The organism is Cellulomonas oligotrophica, assembly GCF_013409875.1.
GTDB lineage: Bacteria > Actinomycetota > Actinomycetes > Actinomycetales > Cellulomonadaceae > Cellulomonas > Cellulomonas oligotrophica.
Window position 1 is genome coordinate 1,846,026 of the sequence record NZ_JACCBK010000001.1, and the last position, 22,174, is coordinate 1,868,199.

General features: G+C 76.1%; 23 protein-coding genes, 1 tRNA gene and 1 other RNA gene. 3 read left to right on the forward strand and 22 right to left on the reverse strand.

Going from position 1 to position 22,174, the window contains the following annotated elements; all coding sequences use genetic code 11:
* Positions 1–110: 110 nt before the first annotated feature.
* Positions 111–623 carry a GNAT family N-acetyltransferase gene (locus tag BKA21_RS08140; protein WP_140457756.1) on the forward strand — a complete coding sequence of 171 codons (513 nt, stop codon included), beginning with the start codon at positions 111–113 and terminating at the stop codon, positions 621–623.
* A 5-nt stretch (positions 624–628) separates the two neighbouring features.
* On the opposite strand, the gene BKA21_RS08145 is transcribed toward BKA21_RS08140, so the two are convergent.
* The 21 genes from BKA21_RS08145 to BKA21_RS08245 all read right to left on the reverse strand — a co-directional run bounded on the left by BKA21_RS08145 (position 629) and on the right by BKA21_RS08245 (position 20,625).
* On the reverse strand, positions 629–1,204 hold the full coding sequence (locus tag BKA21_RS08145; protein WP_140457757.1) for a DUF5063 domain-containing protein: 576 nt from the start codon (positions 1,202–1,204) through the stop codon (positions 629–631).
* A 47-nt stretch (positions 1,205–1,251) separates the two neighbouring features.
* Entirely contained in the window at positions 1,252–1,851 is a 600-nt protein-coding gene (gene recR / locus BKA21_RS08150; protein WP_140457758.1) for a recombination mediator RecR, read from the reverse strand.
* A 100-nt stretch (positions 1,852–1,951) separates the two neighbouring features.
* Positions 1,952–2,893: a sensor histidine kinase gene (locus tag BKA21_RS08155; protein WP_140457759.1), complete on the reverse strand. Its 942-nt coding sequence runs from the start codon at positions 2,891–2,893 to the stop codon at positions 1,952–1,954.
* Complete coding sequence (locus BKA21_RS08160; protein ID WP_239072686.1) at positions 2,890–3,627, reverse strand: response regulator transcription factor; 738 nt, start codon at positions 3,625–3,627, stop codon at positions 2,890–2,892. The genes BKA21_RS08155 and BKA21_RS08160 overlap by 4 nt, the downstream gene beginning before the upstream one ends.
* On the reverse strand, positions 3,612–3,884 hold the full coding sequence (locus BKA21_RS08165; protein ID WP_203793364.1) for a DUF4190 domain-containing protein: 273 nt from the start codon (positions 3,882–3,884) through the stop codon (positions 3,612–3,614). The genes BKA21_RS08160 and BKA21_RS08165 overlap by 16 nt, the downstream gene beginning before the upstream one ends.
* 55 nt (positions 3,885–3,939) lie before the next feature.
* Entirely contained in the window at positions 3,940–4,521 is a 582-nt protein-coding gene (locus BKA21_RS08170; RefSeq protein WP_140457761.1) for a DUF3060 domain-containing protein, read from the reverse strand.
* Positions 4,518–5,708 (reverse strand): OmpA family protein, encoded by a 1,191-nt coding sequence (locus BKA21_RS08175; RefSeq protein ID WP_373308137.1) that lies wholly within the window; start codon positions 5,706–5,708, stop codon positions 4,518–4,520. Before BKA21_RS08175 ends, BKA21_RS08170 begins: the two co-directional genes overlap by 4 nt.
* 242 nt (positions 5,709–5,950) lie before the next feature.
* Positions 5,951–8,461: a DNA polymerase III subunit gamma and tau gene (locus BKA21_RS08180; RefSeq protein WP_140457763.1), complete on the reverse strand. Its 2,511-nt coding sequence runs from the start codon at positions 8,459–8,461 to the stop codon at positions 5,951–5,953.
* A gap of 103 nt (positions 8,462–8,564) precedes the next feature.
* Positions 8,565–10,235, reverse strand: coding sequence for a hypothetical protein (locus tag BKA21_RS08185; protein WP_140457764.1), 1,671 nt, complete (start codon positions 10,233–10,235; stop codon positions 8,565–8,567).
* 128 nt (positions 10,236–10,363) lie between these two features.
* Positions 10,364–10,460, reverse strand: an RNA gene (gene ffs, locus BKA21_RS08190) — signal recognition particle sRNA small type.
* Between the two features lie 33 nt (positions 10,461–10,493).
* Positions 10,494–11,744 carry an MFS transporter gene (locus BKA21_RS08195; protein WP_140457765.1) on the reverse strand — a complete coding sequence of 417 codons (1,251 nt, stop codon included), beginning with the start codon at positions 11,742–11,744 and terminating at the stop codon, positions 10,494–10,496.
* Positions 11,741–13,081, reverse strand: coding sequence for an NtaA/DmoA family FMN-dependent monooxygenase (locus BKA21_RS08200; RefSeq protein WP_140457766.1), 1,341 nt, complete (start codon positions 13,079–13,081; stop codon positions 11,741–11,743). Before BKA21_RS08200 ends, BKA21_RS08195 begins: the two co-directional genes overlap by 4 nt.
* Positions 13,078–13,761: a cysteine hydrolase family protein gene (locus BKA21_RS08205; protein WP_140457767.1), complete on the reverse strand. Its 684-nt coding sequence runs from the start codon at positions 13,759–13,761 to the stop codon at positions 13,078–13,080. Before BKA21_RS08205 ends, BKA21_RS08200 begins: the two co-directional genes overlap by 4 nt.
* Positions 13,758–14,867 (reverse strand): LLM class flavin-dependent oxidoreductase, encoded by a 1,110-nt coding sequence (locus BKA21_RS08210; protein ID WP_140457768.1) that lies wholly within the window; start codon positions 14,865–14,867, stop codon positions 13,758–13,760. The genes BKA21_RS08205 and BKA21_RS08210 overlap by 4 nt, the downstream gene beginning before the upstream one ends.
* 45 nt (positions 14,868–14,912) lie before the next feature.
* Positions 14,913–16,061, reverse strand: a complete 1,149-nt coding sequence (locus tag BKA21_RS08215) for an ABC transporter substrate-binding protein (RefSeq protein WP_140457769.1) — start codon at positions 16,059–16,061, stop codon at positions 14,913–14,915.
* A gap of 107 nt (positions 16,062–16,168) precedes the next feature.
* Positions 16,169–17,023 (reverse strand): ABC transporter permease, encoded by an 855-nt coding sequence (locus BKA21_RS08220; RefSeq protein ID WP_140458402.1) that lies wholly within the window; start codon positions 17,021–17,023, stop codon positions 16,169–16,171.
* 71 nt (positions 17,024–17,094) lie between these two features.
* Positions 17,095–17,973: an ABC transporter ATP-binding protein gene (locus tag BKA21_RS08225; RefSeq protein WP_140457770.1), complete on the reverse strand. Its 879-nt coding sequence runs from the start codon at positions 17,971–17,973 to the stop codon at positions 17,095–17,097.
* 2 nt (positions 17,974–17,975) lie between these two features.
* Complete coding sequence (locus BKA21_RS08230; protein WP_140457771.1) at positions 17,976–18,503, reverse strand: flavin reductase family protein; 528 nt, start codon at positions 18,501–18,503, stop codon at positions 17,976–17,978.
* A gap of 90 nt (positions 18,504–18,593) precedes the next feature.
* Entirely contained in the window at positions 18,594–19,145 is a 552-nt protein-coding gene (locus BKA21_RS08235; RefSeq protein WP_140457772.1) for an NADPH-dependent FMN reductase, read from the reverse strand.
* Between the two features lie 225 nt (positions 19,146–19,370).
* Positions 19,371–19,799 (reverse strand): hypothetical protein, encoded by a 429-nt coding sequence (locus tag BKA21_RS08240; protein WP_203793363.1) that lies wholly within the window; start codon positions 19,797–19,799, stop codon positions 19,371–19,373.
* Between the two features lie 58 nt (positions 19,800–19,857).
* Positions 19,858–20,625: an AAA family ATPase gene (locus tag BKA21_RS08245; RefSeq protein ID WP_140457773.1), complete on the reverse strand. Its 768-nt coding sequence runs from the start codon at positions 20,623–20,625 to the stop codon at positions 19,858–19,860.
* A 141-nt stretch (positions 20,626–20,766) separates the two neighbouring features.
* Between BKA21_RS08245 and BKA21_RS08250 the strand changes: the two genes are divergently transcribed.
* Both BKA21_RS08250 and BKA21_RS08255 read left to right on the forward strand, forming a co-directional pair.
* Positions 20,767–20,851, forward strand: a tRNA-Ser gene (locus BKA21_RS08250).
* Positions 20,852–20,961: 110 nt separating this feature from the next.
* A complete protein-coding gene (locus BKA21_RS08255; RefSeq protein WP_140457774.1) occupies positions 20,962–21,549 on the forward strand; it encodes a hypothetical protein in 588 nt (195 codons plus the stop codon).
* 107 nt (positions 21,550–21,656) lie between these two features.
* On the opposite strand, the gene BKA21_RS08260 is transcribed toward BKA21_RS08255, so the two are convergent.
* Complete coding sequence (locus BKA21_RS08260; protein ID WP_170208918.1) at positions 21,657–22,109, reverse strand: DUF2867 domain-containing protein; 453 nt, start codon at positions 22,107–22,109, stop codon at positions 21,657–21,659.
* Positions 22,110–22,174: the final 65 nt, after the last annotated feature.

Genomic DNA, 22,174 nt, shown 5'->3' on the forward strand with positions numbered 1-22,174 from the left:
GTCACCGCAGGAGGTCGCCCGGTACGAGATCGTCAGGCTGACGCGCTGAGCCAGCCGGCCTGGTCGAAATGCCGTGGCGCGCGTGCGGCGGGGAGCAGGAGCGTGACGGCATGGACCACGTCATCGCGCTGAGGCCGTTGCAGGACTCCGACCCGAAGCTGCTCGAGGCGGCGTTCGCCGCGATCGGGTGGTGCAAGCCGCAGGAGCAGTACCTGGGCTACCTGGCCGAGCAGCGGGCCGGTGCACGCGTGTGCGTCGTCGCCGAGGTGGACGGCGCGTTCGCCGGGTACGGGACGCTGCGCCGGAGCTCGGACTACCCGCCGTTCCGGGACGAGGGTGTGCCCGAGGTCGCGGACCTCAACGTGCTCCCGCCGTACCGGCGCCGGGGCGTCGGCACCGCACTGCTCGACGCGCTCGAGCACGAGGCCGCCGCGCACGGGCCGCGCGTCGGCATCGGCGTCGGCCTGAGCGCCGACTACGGGGCCGCGCAGCGGCTGTACGTGCAGCGCGGCTACGTGCCGGACGGGCGCGGCGTCATGCACCACGACCGCCCGGTCGCCCCGGGCGCCCTCGTCCCGCTCGACGACGACGCCACGCTCATGCTGGTCAAGGACCTGCGGTAGGCAGGTCAGGGCTGCAGGGCGTCGTACTCCGCCTCGGCGGCCACGTCGTCGTCGACGTCCAGGCGGACGTGGGCGATGATCGTCTGCAGGGCGCGCAGGGTGCTGGCCGCGCGCTCGCCCCAGTCGGACAGGTAGCTGAACTGCCACCACCACAGGGCCTCGAGGACGTTGCCGCGGTCGTGGTGGGCGAGCCCCTGGGTCAGGGCACCGACGATCGCGACGAGGTCGCCGGAGATCGTCGACTCCTCGACCTCCGGGCCGAGGATCGGGTCGATGACCTCGACGTACTCGTCGATGCCCTCGAACAGGTTGGCCAGGTTCACGCGCAGCGGCTCGAGGTCGGCGTCGGGGCCGACGTCGGGCTCGAAGCGCGAGGGCGGCACCACGTCCGTCGTCGCGCCGAGCCGCGCGCCCGCCGCCAGCAGGTCCGAGACCGCGAGCAGCAGCAGAGGCATCGACGCCTCCGGCGCGGAGCCCGCCGCCACCTCGGTCACCGTCGTCAGGAAGCCGCGAGACTCCGCGGCGACCGCCTCGGCGATCTCCCGCACGTCCGCCTCGACCACCGGTCGTCCGTCGCTCATCGGTCTCCTCCCCCTCGTCGTGGGTGCCGGCGCCGTCGCCGCACCCGTCAGGCGCTGATGCGGCGGCGTCCCTCGAACGCCCGCCCGAGCGTGACCTCGTCCGCGTACTCCAGGTCGCCGCCCACGGGCAGCCCCGACGCGAGCCGGCTGACCGTCAGGCCCATGGGCACGAGCATCCGTGCCAGGTACGTGGCCGTGGCCTCGCCCTCGACGTTCGGGTCGGTCGCGAGGATCACCTCGGTGACCGTGCCGTCCGCGAGGCGCTGCATGAGCAGCCCGATCCGCAGGTCGTCCGGGCCGACGCCCGCGATCGGGTTGATGGCGCCGCCGAGCACGTGGTACCGACCACGGAACTCGCGGGTCCGCTCGATGGCGACGACGTCCTTGGCCTCCTCCACGACGCACAGCACCGTGGGGGTGCGGCGGGGGTCGCGGCAGATGCGGCACTGCGGCTCCTGCGCGACGTTGCCGCACACCTCGCAGAACCGCACCCGGGCCTTGACCTCCGTCAGCGCGTCCGCCAGGCGCCGCACGTCCGCGGGGTCCGCGGCGAGCACGTGGAACGCGATGCGCTGGGCGCTCTTGGGGCCGACCCCGGGCAGCCGCCCGAGCTCGTCGACCAGGTCCTGGATCGCGCCTTCGTACACCCGGCCAGCGTAGTCGCCGCACGGGCGCGCGCCGCCCGCGGCCGGGCCGCCGCCGTGCGCGGCACGGGCGGGCCTCGGGACGGGGCCGTCCGGGCGCTGGTCAGCCGGCCGCCGCAGGCAGGTGCAGGCGCACGCTGGTGCCGCTGCCCGGCCGCGAGCGCAGCACCGCCCGGCCGCCGTGCCGCTCGGCCACCACGCGCACGAGCGGCAGCCCCAGCCCGGACCCGGGCAGGCCGCGGGCGTCGCGGCCGCGCGCGAGCTCGTCGAAGACCAGGTCGACCTCGTCGGCGGGGATGCCGGGACCGGTGTCGGCGACCTCGACGACGACCGTGCCGTCCTCGTCGGAGCCCCGGACCTCGACACGGGCACCGGGCGGGCTGAACTTGAGGGCGTTGACCAGCAGGTTCGTCACGGCGGCGTACAGCAGGTCGACGTCGCCGCGCACGGGCGGCAGCGGCCAGGGCGCCGTCGGCAGGGTCACGACGACGTCGGGGCGCGCCAGGCCGCGCGCGGTCTGCTGGTCGACGACGTCCGCGACCGCGTCGCGCACCACCTCGGCCACGTCGACGAGCTCCTGCTCGATGTCGCGCACCTCGAGCTCGGCGAGCCGGCGCAGGTCGGCGACGAGCGCCGCGAGCCGGGCGGACTGGCCGCGGACCGTGGCGTGCGCGCGCACGCGGGGGCCGTCGTCGGGGTCCGGCTCGAGGCCCGCGGCGGCGGCCTGGAGCGCCGTCACCGGGTTCTTCAGCTCGTGGTCCAGCCGGGCCAGGAACCGGCGGTGGGCGGCACGCTCGGCCTCGCGCCCCGCCGCGTGCGCGGCGTCCTGCGCGCGGTCCCGCGTGCGCACGGCCCGTGCCCGCAGCGTCGCGACGAGCAGCAGCGTCCCGGCGAGGAGCGCGGCGCCGGCCGCGAGCACGGCCGCCGGGTACCAGGTCACCACGACGCGCAGCGACGGGGCCGCGACGGCCACCGCCACGGCGGCCGACCCGCCGAGCAGCACCACGCCCGCAGCCGCGGCGGTGACGGCGCGCCCGCCGGTCATGCCGCGGCGCCCCGGCGCACGGTCCCGCAGAACCGGTACCCGTGCTGCTGGACGGTCTCGACGAACCGCGGCGCCGCGGCGTCGTCCCCGAGGACCCGGCGGATCTCCGCGACACGGTGGTCGACCGCCCGCGTGGCCACGGGCTGCTCGAAGCCCCACAGCGCCTGGAGCAGCCGCTCGCGGGTGTGCAGCTCGCCGGGGTGGGTCATGAGGTAGTCGAGCAGGAGCGACGCCTTGGGCGTGAGCGGCACGGGAGCGCCCGCGAGCAGCACCCGGCGGGCGCCGCGCTCCACCCGCAGGTCCTCGCAGACCAGCACGTCCGCGGCCGCGAGCGACGGCTGCCCCGGCACGGCCCTGCGCAGGACCGCCCGGACGCGCGCCAGCAGCTCCTGCGGGTCGAAGGGCTTGTTCAGGTAGTCGTCGGCGCCCTCCTCCAGCGCGGCCGAGCGCTCGTACGACGCACCGACCTGCGTCAGCAGCACCACGGGGGTCCAGTCCCCGGCGCCGCGCAGCCGTCGTACCAGGGCGCGACCGTCGAGCCGGGGCATGAGCACGTCGCACACGAGGATGTCCGCGGGCGCGCCCGCGTGGGCCGCGAGCGCCTGCAGGCCGTCCGTCGCCGTGGTCACGACGAGCCCGGACCGCTCGAGGAACGGCGCCAGCCCGTCGAGGATGGCCTGCTCGTCGTCGACGAGCAGGACCCGCGGGCCGTCCGGCGTCACCCCGCGCCCCACAGGACGATCCCGCCGCCGAGCACGAGCACGGCCACGAGCGCGTAGAGCGCGCACGTGAGGTACCCGAGCACCAGGCCGACCACGGCGAGCGCCGCACCCCGCTCCCCCGTCCGGCGCACCTGCGCGAGGGCGAGGTGCCCGAGGACGACGGGCAGCAGGGCGAACCCGAGCACCCCCAGCACGAGGGTCACGACCGCCAGGGTGTTCGTGCGTGGCGGGGCCGCGGCGTACGCGGGGGGCAGAGGTGCGGGGTGCACGGGTTCCTCCTGGTCGGGACGGGCAGGGGTGGGGCGGGTGGGGGTGGGGGCCGGCTCAGCCGTCGTCGACGACGCCGTACGAGCTGCCGGCACCGACGTCCACGACGGTCGGGGCGCCGCCCTCCCACCGCACGGTCAGGCCCGCCGCCTGCAGGTCGACGTCGTCGGCCCGCGCGACGAGGACCGTGGCGCCCGCACCGGCGACGACGAGGCGCCCGACGTCGCCCGCGACGACGACGGCGTCCGCGCCGGAGACGGTGAGGGTCCCGCACGCGTCGGTCACCTCGACCGCCGCCCCGGCCTCGGCGACGACGAGCTCGCCCCCGCCGCACGTGACCTGCTGCTGCACACCGGCCAGCAGCACGTCCCGGGTCGACCGCGGGGAGGGTCGGGACGGTCGCTGCGCGCCCGGCGCCGGAGCGACCGCCGTGCTCATCGCCTCCGGGGCCTCGACGGTCGCGGACGTGCCCGGGACCTCGCGGCCCGCCGTCGCCCCGGTCGTCGGTGCACCGGTCGTCGGTCCGCCGGGCCGCGGTGCGTCGTCGGCGTCGACGAGGTCCACCGAGCACCCGGTGAGCGCGAGCGCGAGCACCGCGACGACCGCGCGTCGACGCCACCGCCCGCCGGCCGCGCTCACGAGGGCACCACGATCTCGACGCGCCGGTTGAGCTGGCGACCCGCGGGGTCGTCGACCCCGTCGACCTCGTTCGGCGCGACGGGCCGGGTCTCCCCGTGCCCGACGGCGTCGAGATCCGACGACGCACCCCGCTCCTGCAGGGCGGCCACGACCGCCGCGGCGCGCCGCTCCGACAGGTCCTGGTTGTACTCGGTCCCGGAGATCGCGTCGGTGTGCCCCTCGACCCGGGCCGCGGGGACGCCCGCGAGGACCTCGGCGACCGCGTCGAGCGTCGCCGCCGCGGCCGGTCGCACCTGGGCGCTGTCGAAGTCGAACAGCAGCGTCGCGTCCAGCACGAGCCGCGTGCCGCACGACGGCGCCGGGGCGATCACGCCCATCGACGGGAAGTCGCCCAGCGGTGCGACGGGTGGCAGCGGCTCGGCCCGCACGGGGACGCCGTCGACGGTGCCCGTGCCGTCGCCGAAGTTCTGCACGGTCAGGGTCGGCGACACGTACTCCCCCGAGCCGTCGCCGAAGTTCTGCCAGCTCACGTCGCCGTCCTGGTACACCCCGGAACCGTCGCCGAAGTTCTGGATCGACCGCTCCCCGCGCGACCAGGTGCCCGACCCGTCGCCGAACAGCGTGACGCTCGTCGTGCCGTCGTCGTAGGTGCCGGAGCCGTCGCCGAACGACGTCACGTCGGTCGTCCCGTCGGCGTACGTGCCGGAGCCGTCGCCGAAGACCGTCACGTCCGTGCCGTTGAGCGTGTAGCTGCCCGACCCGTCGCCGTACGTGACGACCTCCCCGTCGGGACCGGTGAACGTGCCCGACCCGTCGCCGTACGCCAGCAGCTCGCCCGAGCCCGCCGCGGCGTCCGCGTCGCAGCGCAGCGTCGTGACCCGCACCCCGGGCAGGTCGCCCACCGCGTCGTCGACGTCGATCGCGAACCCGGCGAGCGACGCGTCGAGCATCGCCAGGTCGGGCAGCACCACCAGCGGCACCGGCGGCACCTCCCCGACCGCGTACCCGGGCACCGTCGGCACGTCCGAGGGCACCGCCGTGGGCGTGCCGGTGTCCGCCGTGGGCGACGTGCTCGGCGGGCGCGTCCGCGTGGCCGCCGGGTCGCCCGTGGCCGCGCAGGACGCGAGCAGACCGACGACGAGGGTCGCCGCGGCGACGTTCCGGACAGGTCGTGACAAGGAGGGCACGCTCCAGAACCTAGGACGGACGCGGCGCGCGGTGGTCACCCACGTGTCGCAGCCGTGTCGCAGCCCTGCGACACCCCGCACGACGCCGACCCCCGCCGGCCGCACGTCTGCGCAGGTCAGAGGGTCCGCGCGAGGCCGACGCCCGCACCGACGCGGCCCGCCGCGCGCCGGCGCCGACGCACCCGGATCACCCGGAGGGGCGACGCCCGTGGACCGGACGCCGAGACGGCCGCAGGGCCACGTCAGGCGCCGTCGACGATCTCCTCGATGACCCGCCCGCCGAGCACCTGCATGACCAGCGGGGCACCGATCAGGCCGGACGACGAGATCAGCGGGTCGTCCGGACTCGGCTCGTCCGGCTCGGACGGCACCGCGGGACGCTGCTGCGCCGCCCGGGCGGCCGCGGCCATGCCGCGCTCGCGGGCGGTCGTCGGTCCCCCGCCGGGAGACGCGGCGTCGGTGGACCGCACCGTCGGGGGTGCGGGCCGGTCCGCGGGTCGCTGGGCCCGGGCGGGGGTCGCCGGTCGTGACGACGGCGCCGTGGACCAGGGGTCCTCGGGCTCGTCGCCCGGGGGGATGTCGTCGTCGGGGCCGGCCACCGGCGCGGGGGGAGGGTCGCCGTGCGACGGTGCGGCGGGCGACGGCGTGGTCGTCGCCCCGGTCCCGGGGCCGGACGGTCCTGCCGCAGCCGTCGCGCCGGGCCGCGACGCCGCGTCCTGCGGGCCCCGGTCGGGCGCACCGGCGGCGGTCGCCGAGGCGTCGGGGGCCGGCTGCCGCGCGGGTGCCGGGGCGGGGTCGCCGGCACCGGGAGGCAGGTCCCAGGACGCAGCCGCCCGCTCGGGCGTGATCGTGGCGGGCACCTCGGGCACGGCCGCCGTCGTCGGCTGCTCCCGCGCAGGAGCAGCCGGACCGGCGAGCACGGCCTCGACGCGGGCCTGGACGCCGAGGGTCTCGTGCAGCGCGCGGGCGACGACCTCGCCGTGCCCGCTGTTGCGGAACGTGGACACCAGGCCGGGCTGCGCGAAGCCCAGGCGCAGCGTCGTCGCGTCGAGCTCGAGGATCTGCGCGTGCTGGTTGACCAGCGCCCACGAGGGCAGCCGCAGGCGCCGCACGGTGGTGAGCACCTCGGGCCAGCGGCGGCGCAGCATCTCGGTGTCCGCCGCCGCGGCACCCGTCGGCGCACCGGCGGGGGCCGCCGCAGCAGCCGGCCCCGGCGCGGCAGGGGCGGCGGCCGGCGCCGGCTCGGGCTGCGGGTCCGGGGCGGGGGTGGCGCGGGGCGCCTCGGCGGCAGGTCGCTCCGGGTGCGTCGCGGGGACGGGTGCGGGCGGGATCGGCGCCGCCGCGGCCGGCGGGGCGGTCGGCCCGTCCGCCGGGGCCTCGGCTGCGGGTGCCCGCTCGGCGGCGGGGGCCGGGTGTACGGGGGCGACAGGCTCCGGGGCCGTGCGGGCCGGGGCGACGGGCTCCGGGACCGTGCGGGCCGGGGCGACGGGCTCCGGGTGCGCCACCACCGGCTCGGGCCGGGCGACGGACGGGACGGGGGCCGCGTCCGCGGGCGACGGCGCAGCGGCCGCCGCCGGCGCCGTGACCGCGCCGGTCGCGAGCCCACGCTCCAGCCGGTCGACGCGCGCGCCCAGCCCGGTGCGGGAGTCGTCGACGGCCGGCAGGAGCAGGCGGGCCATGAGCAGCTCGAGGTGCAGCCGCGGGGACGTGGCCCCGACCATCTCCGTCAGTGCGGCGTTGGCCAGGTCGGCCGAGCGCGAGAGCTCCGACGCACCGAGGTGCGCGGCCTGGGCCCGCATCCGCTCGAGCTGGTCGGGCGGCAGGTCGCGCAGCACGGCCCCGGCGGCCTCGCCGGACGCGGCGATGACGATGAGGTCGCGCAGCCGCTCCAGCAGGTCCTCGACGAAGCGGCGCGGCTCGTGGCCCGTGGTGATGACGCGCTCGACGACCCGGAACGCGGCGCCGCCGTCGCGTGCGGACACCGCGTCGACGAGGTCGTCCAGCAGCGAGGTGTGCGTGTAGCCCAGCAGCGCGACCGCACCCTCGTAGTCGAGGCCGTCGGGACCGGCGCCCGCGATGAGCTGGTCGAGCACGGAGAGCGTGTCGCGCACGGACCCCGACCCGGCACGCACCACGAGCGACAGGACGCCCGAGCCGACCTGCACACCCTCGGTCGCGCAGAGCTCCTCGAGGTACGGCAGCAGCACGTCCGGCGGCACGAGCCGGAACGGGTAGTGGTGGGTGCGCGAGCGGATCGTGCCGATGACCTTGTCGGGCTCCGTCGTCGCGAAGACGAACTTCACGTGCGGCGGCGGCTCCTCGACGATCTTGAGCAGCGCGTTGAAGCCCTGCGGCGAGACCATGTGCGCCTCGTCGAGGATGAACACCTTGTACCGGTCGCGCGCGGGCGCGAACGTCGCGCGCTCCCGCAGCTCGCGCGCGTCGTCCACGCCGCCGTGGCTCGCGGCGTCGATCTCGACGACGTCGAGGCTGCCCGGCCCGCCGCGCGCCAGCTCGACGCACGACGCGCACTCCCCGCAGGGGGTGTCGGTCGGGCCCTGCGCGCAGTTGAGGCAGCGCGCCAGGATGCGGGCGCTCGTCGTCTTGCCGCAGCCCCGCGGGCCGCTGAACAGGTACGCGTGGTTGGACTGCCCGGACCGCAGCGCCTGGCGCAGCGGCGCGGTGACGTGGTCCTGGCCGATGACCTCGGCGAAGGACTCGGGCCGGTAGCGCCGGTACAGGGCAGTCGTCACGCTCCGCACCCTACGTGCCCCCACCGACCCGCGGCACCGGCCGTCCCCCGGCACGCGGCGGCCCGCACCGCGTCGCGCGGTGCGGGCCGTGGTGCTGGTCGCGTCAGCGGGTGGGCGGCAGGATCTGCGTGGCCGAGCCGTCGTCGTCGGTGGTCACGGGGATCCGCTCGGTCGCGGGCCCCGGGTCGGCCACGCGACGCGCCCGGACCGTGCGCGGCGCGGTGCGTCGGGCCTTGGCCGCGGGGGTGTCGAACGGGATGACGGGCGCCGCGTCGGGCACCGCGTGCAGTGCCGGCTCGAAGTCCGGGCCCACCGCACGCTTGCGGGCAGAGGAGGACGCCGACCGCGGCTTGGGGCTGGTGCGTGCCGCCCCGCGGGGGGCGGTCTGCCGGGGCATCCGCTGCGTCGGCGCCGGGTCCGACGAGACGGCGGCCGCCGGGGCGGGGTCGGCGGGCAGCGGCTGGGTGGGTCGCTCGCCGGGCGCACGGGTCTCGGCCGCCGGCCCGGCCTCCGCCGGCCCGGCCTCCGCCGGCTCGTCCTCCGCCGGCTCGTCCTCCGCGGGCTCGTCCTCCGCGGGCTCGGGCTCGGGCTCGACGACGGGCGTGGTGCCAACCGGCGCCGGCTCGCTCGCCAGCACCGCAGGAGCGCTCGGTGCGGTCGGCGTCACGGCGTCGCTCTCGTCCGCGCGCACGTCGTCGTCAGCGGCACCGCCCACGGTGGCGGTCCGGACGACAGGCGTGGCCTGGACGACGGGCGCGGGCTCGACGACGGGTGCGGTGGTCACCGGGGTGACGGGCGTGGCGGCGTCCGACGTGTCGGGAGCGGTCTCGTCGGCCGGCTGCTCGTCGGGTCCGGCCGACGTGACGACGCCGTCCTCGTCGGGGGCGTCGACGGCTGCGGGTGCGGCCGCCGTGGCGTGCTCGACGGCGTCGTCGGTCGGCGTCGGGTCGGCCGACGGCACGACCGTGAGCGTGGGCGGCGCGGCCGGGGCGTCGTCCGCCGCACCGGTGCGCCGCGCGCGGGCGCTCGACCAGGTCGGCCAGCCGGAGGCCGGCTCGTCCTGCTCCGTGCCGCCGGTCCGGGGCTGGTCCGCGACGGGCGTCGAGGCCGCGGTCGGGACGGCGACGGGAGGCGCAGCAGCGACCGGTGCAGCGGTGACGGGCGCAGCAGCCACCGGTGCAGCGGCGACGGGCGTGGGTGCACCGATCGTCCGGGGCGTCGCGGGCGCGGCCCCGGTGTCGTGGGCGGGCGACGTCCCACCGGTGGCGCCTGCTGCCGCGTCCTCGGGGCGCGTGCCGTCCTGCGGGGCGGTCGGCTCCTCGGGCGGCTCGGGCAGCGTGGTGCCGGCGGCCCAGAGCACGACGGACAGGACGAGCGCGTAGGCGCCGACGAGGACGAGGAGCACGCCCACCCCGGCGCGCGCGGGGCCGGTGAGGGTCAGGCCGAGGACCACGCCGAGCGTGGTCGTGACGACGGTGGTCGCGGCGGCGGTGGTGACCATGAGGCGCATGGGGCGCCGGTCGGGGGCGTGCTTGACCACGCGCGCGCCCGCGACCGCGAGCGACGTGAGGAGCACGCAGGCCGCGGCGACGACGAGCCACGCGCCGGCGGCCTGCACGACGAGGGTCACGAGGGCGGCGAACACGGTCGCGAGCGGCGGCAGGGCCAGCGCGAGGAGCACCACGACGACCAGGGGCTGCTGCCAGGTCGTCAGGCCGCGCAGGACGGACGACGTGGACGGGGTGGCGGGCCGGGGGGTGGGGGTGTCGACCATGCGCCGAAAGGCTACGCAGGTGTGTCCGGTTCGTCCGCCGGAGCACCGTTCTGCCGCCCGGCTCTCACACGACGCTCACACTCTGCGCCCGATCCGGCGCCGCGGGCCGCGACGACGAGCCCCGGGCATGCAAGGACCCCCCGCACACCCGCCAGAGCTCGCCTGCCCTTGCTGCCTTCCGGCCCTGGGGGAGTTCAGCGAGATGACGCCGCACGAGGGGTCTGGCACCACCTTAACCCAGGCGGGAGCCCCACCGGATCATCCGAGCGGGGCGCGCGGGACGGACGGGCGGACCAGGAGGGCTGTCGCTGCCGTGGCTGCGACGACGACCGCGGCGAGGGCGACGGCCGCGGCGGTGGGACCACCGTGGTCGAGGAGCGCACCCAGGCCCAGCGGGCCGACCACCGCGCCCGCGTCGCCGACGGTGCGGAACACGCCCGTCGCGCGCCCCTGCCGCTCGGGCGCGACGCGCTCGGCCAGCACGACCCCGGGCACGATGCCGGCGGTGCTCACGCAGGTGCCGGCGACGACGACGAGCGCGGCGAACGCGACCGGGGAGCCGACCAGCGGGTACGCGACCATCGCCGCGGCACCGACGAGCGCGGCCGGCACGAGCACCCGTCGCCGCCAGCCGGCGTCCAGGGCCCGCGCGACCAGCGGCGTCAGGACGAGCGAGACGACGGTGACGACGGCCATCGCGACCCCCAGGCCGCGGGCGTCGAGGCCGGCGTCGCGCGCGAGCAGCGGCGCGAGCGTCTGCTCCCCGCCGAAGCGTGCGACGAACACCGCGGCCCCCGCGACGTTCGCACCCACGACGGCCGCGAGCGCCGCGCGGCCGAGGCCCGGCGCGGTGGTGCCGGCACCCCGGGCGGAGACGGGTCGCTCCACGCGCCCCCAGAAGGCGGGGTCGTGCCGCACCACCACGACGACGGTGCAGACCAGCACGGGCAGCGCCGCGGCGACGAAGACACCGGGCACCCCGCCCACGCCCAGGGCGGCGCTGCCGAGCACGGGGCCGACGGCCGCACCGGTCAGCTGCGCGGCCTGCGCGGTGGCCAGCACCCGGCCGCGGGCGTCCCCGGGTGCCCGGGCCGCGAGCAGCGCCAGGCCGACGGTCACGACCGTGCCGCCGAGGGCACCGGCGAGCACCCGCAGCACGAGCAGCGCGGCGAGCCCGTCGGCGAGGGCGGTGGCGGCGGTGACCACGACCAGCCCGGTGCCGCCCCCGAGCAGCAGGGTGCGCGCCCCGACCCGGTCCGCCAGCAGCCCCGCGGGCACGTTCGTCAGCAGCCGGCCGACGCCGAACGCGGCGACGACGACCCCGAGCAGCGACGCGCTCAGCCCGTACGCGGCACCGACCTCGGGCAGGGCGGGCACGAGCGCACCCCAGGTGACCTGCGCGGTCGCGACGAGGCAGCACACGAGGACGACCTGCTCGCGCATCCCCGGCGGCAGGTGGCGGGTGCGGGAGGGCGCACCCGCCACCCGGTCCGGGGCGGCCGTCGTCACCGGCCGAGCAGGTTCTCGCGCAGGGTCGCGCCCGCGTACCCGTCGCGCACCAGCCCCCGGCGGCGCAGCTCGGGCATGAGCAGCCCGACCACGTCGTGCAACGACCCCGGCATGGTCGACGGGTTGCAGATCATGAACCCGCCGCGCCGCCCGGTGGCCTCGAACTGCGCCTCGAGGTCGTCGGCGACCTGGCCGGGCGTGCCGGCGACGGTCTGCTCGTACCCCGTGGCCCAGCGCCAGCCCTCGTCGAAGAACTCGTCGCGCGTCATCGTCGCGTCGTCGCCGCGCAGCGCGATGAGACGCTGCACGAAGCCGGCCTGCGTGGCCTGCGCGGCCGCGATCGCGTCGGCGACCTCGGTGAGCGCGAACGACGACGGCAGCGTCGAGAAGTCGAACCCGGAGTTGTACGACAGGTACGCCCCGACGGCGTCGGGCGGCAGCATCTGCGCCATGCGGTCCTTGCGGGACTTCGCCTCGTCCTCGGACTCGGCGACGATCGCCTGGATCGCCCAGAGGATGCCGACGTCGGCGGGGTCGCGGCCGGCGGCGACGAGCGCGGCGTCCAGGCGCTCGCGGTGCGAGACCTGCGAGGGCAGGTGCCCGCCCATGCCGAAGACGACGTCGGCGAAGGCCGCGGACGCGGCGATCCCGCGCGGGGACGCGCCGGCCTGCACGAGCACGGGCCGCCCCTGCGGGCTGGGGACGGACGGCAGCGGGCCGGCGACCTTGAAGTAGGTGCCGTCGTGGTCGACGCGGTGCACCTTGGCGGGGTCGGCGAACCGCCCGGTGACGCGGTCGCGGACGATCGCGTCGGGCTCGACGGAGTCCCACAGGGCCTGGCAGACCTCGACGAACTCCTCCATGCGCGCGTACCGGCCGTCGTGGTCGGGCAGCCCGTCGAGGCCGTAGTTGGCGGCGTCGGTGACGCGGCCGGACGCGACGACGTTGAACGCGACGCGCCCGCCGGTGACGTGGTCGAGGGAGTTGAGCAGCCGCGCCACGTAGAAGGGGTGCATGTACGTCGAGGAGTAGGTCAGCCCGAAGCCGATGTGCCGGGTGGCCTGCGCCATCGCGGCGATGAACGGGCTCATGTCCTGCCGGGGCCACTGGATGCCGTACTCGATCGCGGCGTCCATGGAGCCCTGCCAGGTGTCGGGCACGCCCACGCCGTCGCCGAAGAACAGCATGTCGACCCCGCCGCGCTCGGCGGCCATGGCGAGCTCGACGAAGGCGCCGAGGTCGGGGTAGTCGGCGCCGACCCACGACCCGGGCGCGGCCCAGCGGCCCTCGGTGTGCGTGAACGACAGGTCGAACGCGATGCGCATCTGCCCGCTCATGCCGGCACCGCCTGCGTGCGACGTGCGGTGGTGAACGCGTCCGCGAGCGCGTCGGTCGTCGCCACGAGGGCGGCGCTCTCGGCGAGCGCGCGCAGGGTGGTGGTGTGCACGGCCGCGTCGTAGGCGGCCGTGGCGTCGGACGCGACGACGGTGCGGAAGCCGCGCTGGAACCCGTCCCAGACGGTGGTGCCGACGCAGCACTCGGTGGTCAGCCCGGCGGCGACGAACCACGTGGTGCCGGCGGCGTGCAGCTCGGCCTCCAGGGTGGTGCCGACGAAGCCGGAGTACCGGGTCTTGCGGACGACGGTCTCGCCGGGGGCGGGCTCGACGCCGTACCACCGGGCGCCGGGGGTGCCGGCGACGCAGGGCTCGTCGGCGCCGGGCCAGGGGGCGTCGGCTGGGACGCCCCGCAGCCACAGGGACGTGCCCCAGGGCGCGGCGGGGTCCTGCTCGAGGGCGACCCAGACGACGGGCACGCCGTGCTCGCGGGCGACGTCGACGAGGTGCGCGGTGGCGGCGACGGCCGCGGCGACGGTCCCGAGCGCGGCGGCGTCCAGCCAGGGCAGGTGCGCGGGGTCGGCGAAGGAGCGCTGGACGTCGATCACGACGAGCGCACCCTCGGCCAGCGGCCCGGGCAGGGGGCGCACGCTGCCGTCGAGGAGCACGAGGTCGGTGCTCATGCGCCCACCGCCGCACCGGCGCGGGCCCGCAGGGCCGGCATGACGGCCTCGCCGAAGACGGGCAGGTCGGCGTGGTAGTCGGGGAAGATCACCATGAGGCCGTCGACGCCGGTCTCCTCGACGAGCTCGGTGATGCGCTCGGTGACGGTCTCGGGCGAGCCGTCGACGACTGCGGTCTGGAAGGCCTCGTCCTCGGGGTTCTCGGCCGTCATGGACAGCGCGCGGTCGAGGGGCAGGCCCCAGGACGTCTTCATGTTGACGATGGCCTCGACGTCGGCGCCGCGCCCGTACTCCTTGCGGCGGGCCTGGGCCTTGGCGTCGGTCTCGTCGAGCACGACCGTGAGCATCGAGTACGTCTTGATGCTGCGGCCCTGCGCGGCGGCCCGGGCCTTGACGTCGTCGGACGCGGCGCGCAGGCCGGGCAGGTCGTCGGCGGTGAGGAACGACCCGTCGCAGTGCCGGGCCTGGAAGTCCAGGCCGGCGGGCGAGCGGCCGGCGGAGATGAGCGTGGGCCGCACCGCCGGGTGGGGGCGGGACTGGCAGTCGGTGAGGTGGACGAACTCGCCGTCCATCGTCACGGAGTCCTCGGTCCACAGCCGCTCGAGCGCGGTGACCCACTCCTCGGTGTACCGGTAGCGGGCGGCGTGGTCGCGGGTGGTGTCCCACTCCCCCATCTGCGCGAACTCGTCGGCGTAGGCCCCGACGACGATGTTCATGCCGGCCCGGCCGCCGCTGATGTCCTGCAGGGTCGTGTACATCTTGGCCGCGACGGCGGGGTTGAACAGGTTGGTGTGGATCGTCGCCCAGATCTTCACGCGCTCGGTGGCCTCGGCGAGGCCGGACATCATGGTGATCGACTCCAGGGTGCGGCCCCAGTGGTCGGTGCTGCCGCCGTAGCCGCGGAACTTGCCCATCGACATCACGAAGTCGAAGCCGTGGGCCTCGGCGAGCACCGCGGCGGTCTTGTTGTAGTCGTACGTGGCCTGCGGGTGGGGCGCGGTCTCGGACATGATCCAGCCGCCGTTGCCGATGGGCAGGAAGATGCCGTACTCGGTGGCTGCGGTGGTCGTGGGTGCGGTGGTGGGTGCGGCCGTGGTCTGCGTCATGGGGTCACCTCGGGGTCGTGGGGCGGGTGCGGGCGGGGCGGGGCGTCACTCGCCGGGCCACACCAGCTCGGTGCCGTCGTAGACCGCCTCGAGGAACGAGGCGTCGAAGGCGTCCTCGACGGCGGGCACGTCGCCCAGCTCGCCGGAGTCGACGAGGGTCTGCGCCTCGGCCTCCGTCGCCGCGGCGTCGAGGTACCCGAGGGGCTCGCCGTCGGGCGTGGACGACAGGGCCAGCTCGGCCTCGGTGGCCCAGATCTTCGCGTTGTGCTCGGCGTCGTACCCGGACTCGGCGAGCTCGGCGGCGTAGCCGACGCACTCCTCGCCGTTCTCGACGCAGTGGTCGAACGCGTGGATCACGGCCCGCAGGTAGTCGGTGACGGCCTGCGGGTGCTCGGCGGCGAAGTCCGGGTTCACGGCGAGGGCGCCGAAGGAGCCGACGACGTCGACGTCCTCCGGGTTCCACACGGTGACGTCCTCGCCCATGGCCTCGAGCGTCAGGGGCTCGTTGGACTTGTAGCCGGTGAGGGCCTGCACCTGCCCGCGCGGCAGGACGCTGGGGTCGTAGCCGACCTCGACGAGCTCGATCGCGTCGACGTCGACGCCCTCGGCGACGAGCATCGCGCGCAGCGGGGCCGGCAGGGAGCCCTTGTGGCCGAGGGTCTGGCCCTCGAGCTGCGTGAGGTCGGTGATCTCCGGGCCGGTCATCAGGGTCGCGATCGGCACGTGCGCCCAGGTCAGGACGCCGGTGATGTCGACGCCACCGGCGACGGCCTTGAGGACCTCGGCCTCGTTGCCCAGCGACGTGACCTGCGCGGTGCCGGCGGCGACGAGCTGGGCGTTGGCCGCGGTGTCGCCGGAGCCGGGCTGGATCTCGACGTCGAGGCACAGCGCGTCGAAGTAGCCGAGCGCGTCGGCGGCGACGGCCTCGAGGATGCCCGCCGACGACTGGTACTGGTACCCGGTGATGTAGGTGATCGTGCCGGCGGCCTCGTTGGCGGCGCACCGCTCGGCGGAGATCTCGGTGGCGCCCGCGGCGACGGTCTCCTCGGTCTCGGCCTCGGCGGACGAGCAGGCGGCGAGCGTGAGGACGGCGGCCAGGCCGGCGGCGACGGGGCCGACGCGGCGGGCGGCGCGGCGGCCGGCCGGTCCCGTCGTGGACGTGCGGGTCGGGGCGGTGGTGGTGCTGGGGTGCATGACGGCTCCAGGGGTGCGGGGAGGGGCGGGAGCGGACGGGTACGACGGGGCGTGCGGGCAGGCGGCAGCGGTCGGACGGGCCGACGGTGGGTGGGGGGCGAGTGGTGTCAGCCGCGGGGGCGCTGCTGGGACTCGTGCCAGAACAGCAGGCGCCGCTCGAGCAGCGCGATCACCGCGAGCATCAGCACCCCGAGCAGGGCCAGGCAGGTCACGGCCGCGTACATCTGCGGCAGCTGGGAGTTCGCGGCGGACGTCTTGATCATCGTGCCGAGGCCCGACGACGAGCCGGCGGCGACGAACTCCGCGACGACCGCGCCCACCACGGACAGCGGCAGCGTGACCCGCAGCGCCGCGAGCGTGTACGGCATGGCGCTGGGCACCCGCAGGCGGGCCAGCACCTCCAGCCGCGACGCGCGCAGGGTGCGGAACACGTCGAGCACGGGCAGCGGCACGGACCGCAGCCCGGTGCTGACGTTCGCCAGCACGGGGAAGAACGTGATGATCGCGGTGACGATGATCTTCGGCGCCAGCCCGAACCCGAACGCCACGACCAGCCCGGGGGCGAGCGCGACGACCGGCGTCACGTTGAGCACGCTCGCCAGCGGCATGATCGCCCGGCGCAGCAGCGCGGACTCGCTGACGAGGACCGCGAGCACGAACGCGGCGACGAAGCCGTAGAGCAGGCCGAGCAGCGCGATCTGCAGCGTCGCCCACGCGTTGGTGACGAACAGCAGCGGGTCGTCGACGAGCGCGGTGCCGACGTCGCGCAGGTCGGGCAGCACGTACGGGTTGCCGGCGGCGACCAGCTGCCACGCGGCGCCGACGACGCCGACGGCCACGAGCGTCGGCAGCCAGACGGCGGGACGGACGGCGGCGGGCAGGCGACGCGGCGCGGCGACCCGGGCGGGTGCGGGCGTGCCGCGCACGAGCAGCGGTCCGGGGGCGGCGGTCTCGACGACCATCTGGCCACCTCTTCTCGGTCGGTCGGGGCGGGTGCGGGGCCGGGCACCGGCGGGGCGGGCCGGGGTGAGCGTCATGCGGGCACCAGGTCCGCCGGCTTGGCGCCGTGCTCCCAGGCGTCCTGGAGGGAGTCGCGCACGCGGTCCTCGACCTCGTGCAGGTGCGCGTCGGCGAGCACGTCGCGGTCGCGCGGGCGCGGCAGGTCGACGTCGATCACCTCGTGGATGCGCCCCGGCCGGGCGGACATGACCACGACCTGGTCGGACAGCGTCACGGCCTCGCGCACGGAGTGCGTGACGAACAGGACCGTGGTCTGCATGCGCTGCCACAGGCTCAGCAGGTGCAGGCGCATCGCCTCACGGGTGAACTCGTCGAGCGCGGAGAACGGCTCGTCCATCAGCAGCACGTCCGGCTCGAGGCCGAACGCCCGGGCGATCGCGACACGCTGCTGCATGCCGCCCGACAGGTGCCCGGGGTGCGCGTCGGCCTTGTCGGCCAGGCCCACCAGGTCGAGCAGCTCGGCCGTGGACACCCCGCCCTCGGTGCGCGCCGGGCCGCCCATGCCGTACCGCGCGGCCCGGCGCCGCTCGGCCCCGCGGTTGACGCGGCCCGGCAGCTCGACGTTGCGCGCCACCGTCAGCCACGGCAGCAGGGCGGGCGTCTGCGGCACCAGGCCCACGGCCTTGTACCCGCAGGCCTCCTGCGGGCTCGCGCCGAAGATGCTCAGCTCGCCGCCGTCGTACGGCTCGAGGCCCGCCACCGCCCGCAGCAGCGTGGACTTCCCGCACCCGCTGGGGCCGATGAGGGAGACGAACGTGCCGCGCGGGACGACGAGGTCGACGTCGTCGAGGACACGCTGCTGCGCGCCCGGGTACGTCTTGTGCAGCCCGCGGACCACGATGTGGTCGGGGTCGGTGACGACGTGCTCGGGCAGCGGGGCGGTGGCGGCCATGCTCACTCCTCGGTGGGCAGCAGCCGGCGGAACCGCCGGCCCTGGTAGGTCAGCGGGGTGCGGTCGCCCTGGGCCACCGCGGTGACCTCGACGAGGATCATCGTGTGGTCGCCGGCGGTGGTGCGCTCGTGCACCCGGCCCTCGAGCGTGAGGGTCGCGCCCTCGAGCACCGGGGCGCCGGTGGCACCGGCGTGGAACGTCGCGGCGGCGAACTTGTCGGCGCCGCGGGTGGCGAACACGGTCGACAGGTGCGCCTGGTCGTCGGCGAGCACGTTGACCGCGACGCTGTCCGTCGCCCAGAACGCGTCGTGGCACTCGGCGGTGTCGGCCAGGCACACCAGCACCAGCGGCGGGTCCATCGACACCGACGTGACGGAGTTGGCGGTGAAGCCGTGGCGGTGGCCGTCGACGGCCGTGGTGATCACGCAGACGGACGTGACCATGGCGGACAGGCCGTCGCGGAACGCGCGCGGCTGCTCGGTGAGGGTGGTGGTCCGGCGGGCGGCCGGTGCGGGCTGCAGCAGGGTCATGGGAGGTCTCCGGGGTGCACGAGGGTGCACGGGGTCGCGGTCACGACGTCGGGGTCGGTGACCGGCTGGGTCGGGCGGGAGGGGTGGGCGCTACAGCGCCGCGAGGGCCGGGGCGGCGAGGGCGGCGTGCACGGGCCACGCGTGCGCGTCGGCCCAGGCGACCACCGGGTCGTCGTCGGTGCGCAGCGCGGGCAGCCGCTGCTCCTGCAGGTACAGGCCCGCGGCGGGGCACACGGCACCGAGCTCGACGAGCACGGGGCGCAGCGTCGTCTCCACGGCGTGCCCGTGCGCGGGGCTGGCACCGACCATCACGGCCTGGGCCACGACGCCGGCCAGGCCGCCGGGCCCGTACCGGTCGAGGAACGCCTTGAGCAGCCCGGTCGCGGCCCCCTTGTAGACGGGGCTGGCGACGACCAGCAGCCGCGCGGCGGCCACGCGGGCCGTGGCGGCCGTGACGTCGGCGTCGTCCGGGTCGAGCACGGCCGGGCCGAACGCGGCCAGGTCCACCAGGACGGGCGTCGCGCCGGGGTCGAGGACCTCGGCGACGCGCAACGCGGCGGTCGCGGTGCGCGACCCGGGGCGCGGGTTGCCGACCAGGACGACCACGTCGTCGGCGGCGGGGGGTGGGTACGGCAGGCCCATGGGCCCTCCCTTCTCTCCGCAGCCCGGACGTCGGACCACGGATCGCACGGAGAGCGGGCGGAAGCTGCATGGTCGACGGCCCGCGGGGATCGTTGACGAGGACGACGCTAACCACGCCGTGTTACGCCGGTCCCCCCGCTCCCGTTACGGCCGCGGGTCCAATCTGGACACCTGTGTGACAACGCCGTGAACGCGCGCCACGGACGAAGGTCCCGACCCTCCCCGTCAGGGCAGGACGCGCACCTGCCCCGCCAGGTCGACGACCGCCACGTCGATGGCCCGCTCGCGCAGCGCCGCCGGCAGCCACGCCCCCGGCGCGACCAGCCGTGCGTACGGCGCGGTCACCGCCAGCAGGGCCCGCGCCCCCGGCGCGACGACGCCGCGCAGCCAGTCCAGCTTGAACGCGTCCGCGATGAGCTTGTTGCGCTGCAGGCTCTTGAGCTGCCCCGTGCCCCCGTTGACCAGCACCAGCACCCGCGGCACGGTCGACCCGTCGGCGGCGTCCGTGCCGTCGACGCTCACCCGCACGTCGCCGCGCACCACGAACGTGCGCGGCACGAGCACGACCCCCAGGTGCGCCCCGACGGCGGCGAGGACCGCGTCGTCACCACCGGCAGCGGCATGACCGGCGGGCGCGTGCGCTCCAGAGCTCATCTACCCAGCGTAGGCACCCCGCACCACGCACGACCGCGCACCCGCGGGCGAGGCGCCATCACGTCAGGACGTGGCGCAGGTAGCGCTGCGGGGAGTCGAGGAAGCCGCGCCAGGACTGCACGAGCTCCAGGTCCTCCCACGCGCACCGGCGCATCCCCCACTCCCCGACCTCCCACACCTGCGCACCGGGCAGCGCCGCCAGCAGCGGCGAGTGCGTCGACAGCAGCACCTGCGAGCCGCCGCTCGCCAGCTCGTGCAGGTGCTGGAGCAGCGCGAGCGACCCGGTGAACGACAGCGCCGACTCCGGCTCGTCCAGCACGTAGAAGCCGGGCTGCATCATGCGGCTGCCGATGAGCGCGAGGAACGACTCGCCGTGCGACATCTCGTGGAAGTCCGGGTCGTACCCGCCGGGGTGCTCCTCGAGGTACGTGTAGAAGCCGTGCATCGTCTCGGCCCGCAGGAAGAACCCGCGCCGCGGCGCCCCCGCACCCCGCAGCAGCTTCAGCTCGTCCGCCAGCGCCGACTCCGTGGGCCGCGTGCTGTGCCGCGACCCCGTCGACCCGCCCTCCGGCCCCATGCCGAACGCCCCGGCCACCCCCTCGACGAGGGTGGACTTGCCCGCGCCGTTCTCCCCCACCAGCACCGTCACCGCGGACAGGTCCCACCCCTCGTCGAGCACCTGCGCCACGGCCGGCACCTGCCGGTACCAGTCCGCGGGCGGCCGCCAGTCGTCCTCGGCAGCCGGTTCCGGCGCCCCGACGCCGGACGCCTCGACCCGCCACACCGGCAACCTGCTGCTCAGCCCTCGTCCCGTCCCCTGCGCCATGCGCCCACCCCACCACGCCCCTGCGACACCCGGGCCCGCGTCGCGCCCCCGCGGGGCGTCGCGCCCGAGGTCCCGTGCAGCACTCCGGCTCGGCTAGACTCCTCGGGCGCGCTGCGCGGTCCCGACCGCCTCCGCGTGCCAGGAGGATTCGCCTAGTGGCCTATGGCGCACGCTTGGAAAGCGTGTTGGGGTAACACCCTCGGGGGTTCGAATCCCCCATCCTCCGCCGAGCGAAGGGCCCGTCACCTGCCGTGAAGCAGAGGGCGGGCCCCCGCCATTTCTGCGTGCGGATGAATGACGGAGGCGGACCAGCCGAGCCCTCCTCGCGTGAGGCATATGGCCGCGACGTCGATGCCAGGCCAGGAGTCGTGGCAGGTTGAGCGCGTGACGACAGGCGCGGACCTGCTGCGAGAGCTGCGTGCGGTACCCGAGGGCGCGCTGCCGCAGACGCTTCGGAACAGGTCCTCGGTTTCTCCTCCCGAGGTCGGGCGCGCCGCTCTCGTCGCTTGCCTGCTGACGAGCTCGTCACCGGCAGACGCTCCCCTGGTCCGCGAGCTCACGCGCCAGGAGATCGCCTGGGTCGAGGCGGGCGACTCGGGGTGCGGCGATGTACTGCTCGCGTGCTGCTGGCTGCTCTTCATGGGTGGTGACCTCGACGACGCGTCGCTCGTCTGGGCTGCCAAGAACGTCAACTTCGACGCGTACTGCTACATCGACTCTTCTCTCCTCGTTCCGCAGGGCGCAGCCGCGACCGCCCTGCGCGCACGTGCACGCGGCCTCTCCGATCTGGCCGACCATGTGGATGGGCTCGCCGCGTCCGAGCTGCAGCGGATGGCAGACGTATGGCGGTCGGGCGACTACTTCAGCGGGGCGCCGTCGGCCACGGCTGCGGTCGATGAGCTCGCAGCCTGGGTTCGCCAGTAGAGCGCGATGCACAGCCAGTCCGCGCGGCAGTTCGAGCTCCCGGCACACGCTCGGCCCGTGGTCGCGGTCCCTGCTCGGCGATCACGCGCGCCTCGCCGATCCGGTCATCAGACCGGCACCTGCACACGGCGCAGGAGGGCGCGGACGACGCGCGGGTGGATGCGTCGCACCACGGCCCAGTAGGCGCGTCCCCGGCCGTTGCGGATCTCGACGACGGTGCCGACACGCACGGCATCGTCGACGACGCGGATGCTGACGCGGAACGCGAGGTGGACGTCGTCGATGCCGAGCAGGATCTCGTCGTCCGCCCGGGCCAGGACCGGGAAGCCTGCCTCGGAGCCGTTCGGCACGGGCTCGATCCCGACCAGGCGCACGAGCCTGTTGCGCAGGGACATCAACCGGTCCACCCAGCCGGGCGTCGCCGAGACGAGGGCGGCGTGCCACGCGTCGACCGATCGGCTGTCGTCGGCGACGAGCGGTGTCTCCCAGACGTCGCCGTCGTCAACGCGCCCGAGGGCCCCGGCAAGCAGGCCGTCGTGCGGGAGCGGGCGCCGGAGCACCGGGCGTCGGCTGCCGCCTGTGGCGGGGCGGGGCGCTGACGGGTGGGACGGCACAGGGCTCTCCT